This is a genomic window from Fodinibius sp. (assembly GCF_041642155.1).
Lineage (GTDB): Bacteria > Bacteroidota > Rhodothermia > Balneolales > Balneolaceae > Fodinibius.
Window position 1 is genome coordinate 1 of record NZ_JBEPWZ010000345.1, and the last position, 2,909, is coordinate 2,909.

Consider the following 2,909-nt stretch of genomic DNA (forward strand, 5'->3'; position numbering starts at 1 on the left):
CTGGATCCCCGAAAGCGTTCTGTGCAGTGGGTAGTCCACGCGTCCCCCGTACGTATTTTCATGGCCCCAGTGGCTCCAGCGATTAGCGCCCATCTGCTGGTATATCTCCCTCGGCAGGACCACCGCATCCGGGTTGAAAGCCGACGTTATGATCATGTCCAGCGCTTCCTGCTGCTTCTTCCGGCTCACCGGAACAAATGGTTTGCGTCCCCCGGGATCTCCCACGTGATCGCGATACTGATGCTGCCCGCCGATATACTTGACCGCCGGCGTCAGGGTCCGGGCATATTGGTACAGGTAGCTCTGGAACAGGTCCGTCGCTTCATAATAGGCTTCATTATCCTCCAAAGCGATATCCGCGATATCCGGTATCATCGACTGCAGCAGCTCCGCGCGGCCCTTCCCCCACTCCAGCGGATCCGAGCCCAGGTCGTAGACATTTACATGGGGATCGATGGCTCCCGGCCCGCGCGCATCTTCATCCGTACCATAAGCATGTCCCTCCGAGGCCGCCTGACGGGCAATTTCCCGGGCCTCTGCATCATCGGGCGTATACCCGTACGAAACCACCCAGCGATCATAGGAGCCCACGCCCGGGTTATAGTAATAGCCATTGCCGGATTGTCCCTCCGGGCTGAGGTTGACCGAAGGATACTCCATGACCGAACTGAATACGCCATGATCTTCCGTCCACTCCCTGTCATAGAGCCTGTCCAGCGGTGTGTCGACCGACGACCGGAAATTGTGGCGGAGTCCGAGCGTATGTCCCACTTCATGCATCGTAACCCACTTTAGCATCTGGTTCACAAATTCCTCTTGCGCCGGTTCCCCCGGCTCTATTTGGCCCTCAGCAATAAGCAGGCTCTGCACCAGGTCAAACTGGGTATTCATCTCCGTATAAAAAGAGCTCGTTTTGACGCCGCGGCTTATCAGCGCCAGCTCCTCATCCGAGACATTGAAAATTTCATCTATAGCGGTTCTAGGCTCCACCATCTGGCGATATTGCTCCTTGCTGCCCAATAACATGTTGGCCTCGAACAGAATATCCGCATCCAGGATTTCCCCGGTTCGCGGGTCGACCACCGAGGGACCGATAGCACCGTATCCGGGCTCGTCCGAGGTATTCCAGCGAAGCGTAGGGTACCGGATGTCCTCCGCCATTACGGTGTCCGGCAGTATCTTTGCCTGTACCGCATTACGGAATCCCGCCGCTTCAAACGCCCTGGACCAGGCCTCAACGCCGGCCATCATTGGCTCGCGATACTCTTCCGGCACCGTGTGATCGATATAATAGGTTATCGGCTTTTGGGGCGTACACAGGTTGTCCTCGACGGACTTCTTACCGCACTCCAGGCGCCAGCGGTTGACATACCGCTGGAAAAACGTCTCATTGTCGTCGGTAAAATCCTTATGGACCGTCATAAAATAACCCGTGCGGTCGTCCGCCTTCCGGGGGGTCATCGGCTCCTCCGGCAGCTTCACCATCGTATAAAACAGCGAAAGGGGGATATAGCGTCCATCTGCCACCGTCCGCGGGGCATGCTCTCCCGAATTTTTAAACGTAAGCCTCGCCTGTATGTTCACATTCCCCGGGAAGCTCTGGATGTTCTCCAGGTGCGACCGATCCTTGTCAAAGCTGGCCTGCCCCGGTTGCCCGTTCTCTCCCACGGCCTGCTCCACGCGCGTAGAGATGCCCGATATATCACCGACAAACCAATCGTACACATTGATCAGCATGCGAGAGCTGTCCGCATTAAACGCTTTGATTTCCGCCATTTCCACCACCGAATCCCCGTAGGTAAGATCTACGGCTTTCGCTTCCGGAGACCCATCAATGGCCTTGTACCTGTGGGGATGGCGGACCAGAAATATTTTTCCCTCGTGCTTTTCAAAAGATACCATTAGTCCCTCGAAAATATTCAACATCGTCCCCCCGTACAGGCCGGAAGCACCGATCCCCCGGGCCAGCTCAAAGTTCATAAGAAATGGCTCGTTAAGCTTCTCGTCGGGGACCGAAAGATAGAGGTCGCTGTCCTTTTGATACAGGTCGAAGTATCCCTCGTATGGTTCGGCATCCTTAATGAGGTCGTCGTACGCTTCGGACGCTTCCTGCTGCGTACCGTCCTGCTGATTATTGCTGGCCGCTTTTTGAAATGACGCGCACCCCCATCCCGAAAAAAGCACGGTTGCACACAACGCCGTGGCTGTCACTAACTTTGATTTCATCATAATACATGCCTCTATCTTGGTTTTGATCTGTTTTGGTTTAAGGATACTGATCCCTTGCCATCTGCTTTGTTTTATCTTCCTGAATTAACCTCAGTTCGATATGACTAACGGTCATTGCAAGGGATTCAGCAACCTTCGGGAGCAATCCAGGGCAATATCCGTAGACTGTCGAGATATCAAGTGAATAGATCGCCATGTTAACCTCATTAATGTTGACCTCATTAATAAGGCCGCGAGAATAAAAAACGCCTCTTCGCGGTGACGGTTATGTTATTGGCGAGTCCTTATGTCGAACCTACGTTTAATTAAGATTATATAATATATACGGAAGAAAGCTAAAAAAGTTAATGGTAAGTTCTATGCCCGATATGGCTTTAGCAAGGCGGACTATCAAATGAATGATATGGTTTTCATGGGACAGGGCATACTGTCAAAGGATATGATTTTTCTTGACAATCCCGTTTGCCTCGGTTCCCAAAGTACCGTATCTTTGGTTTCTCATTTCGATGCGCCTGTAGCTCAACTGGATAGAGCACCTGATTACGGATCAGGAGGCTGGGGGTTCGAATCCTCCCAGGCGTACTACCCGATAAGCCTCTGACTGATAAAGAGTTACAGATGTTCGGGAGCTTTGATATTTGAGCTAATTTAAACTGCCTTTTTAATTTTGGGCAAAGATT

General features: G+C 52.5%; 1 protein-coding gene and 1 tRNA gene. One reads left to right on the top strand and one right to left on the bottom strand.

All coding sequences use genetic code 11. The features are described from left to right. On the bottom strand, nt 1–2,229 hold a 2,229-nt coding region (locus tag ACESLU_RS13695), incomplete at its 3' end, for a zinc-dependent metalloprotease (RefSeq protein WP_372639190.1). A gap of 508 nt (nt 2,230–2,737) precedes the next feature. Between ACESLU_RS13695 and ACESLU_RS13700 the strand changes: the two genes are divergently transcribed. After that, nucleotides 2,738–2,811, top strand: a tRNA-Arg gene (locus ACESLU_RS13700). Nucleotides 2,812–2,909: the final 98 nt, after the last annotated feature.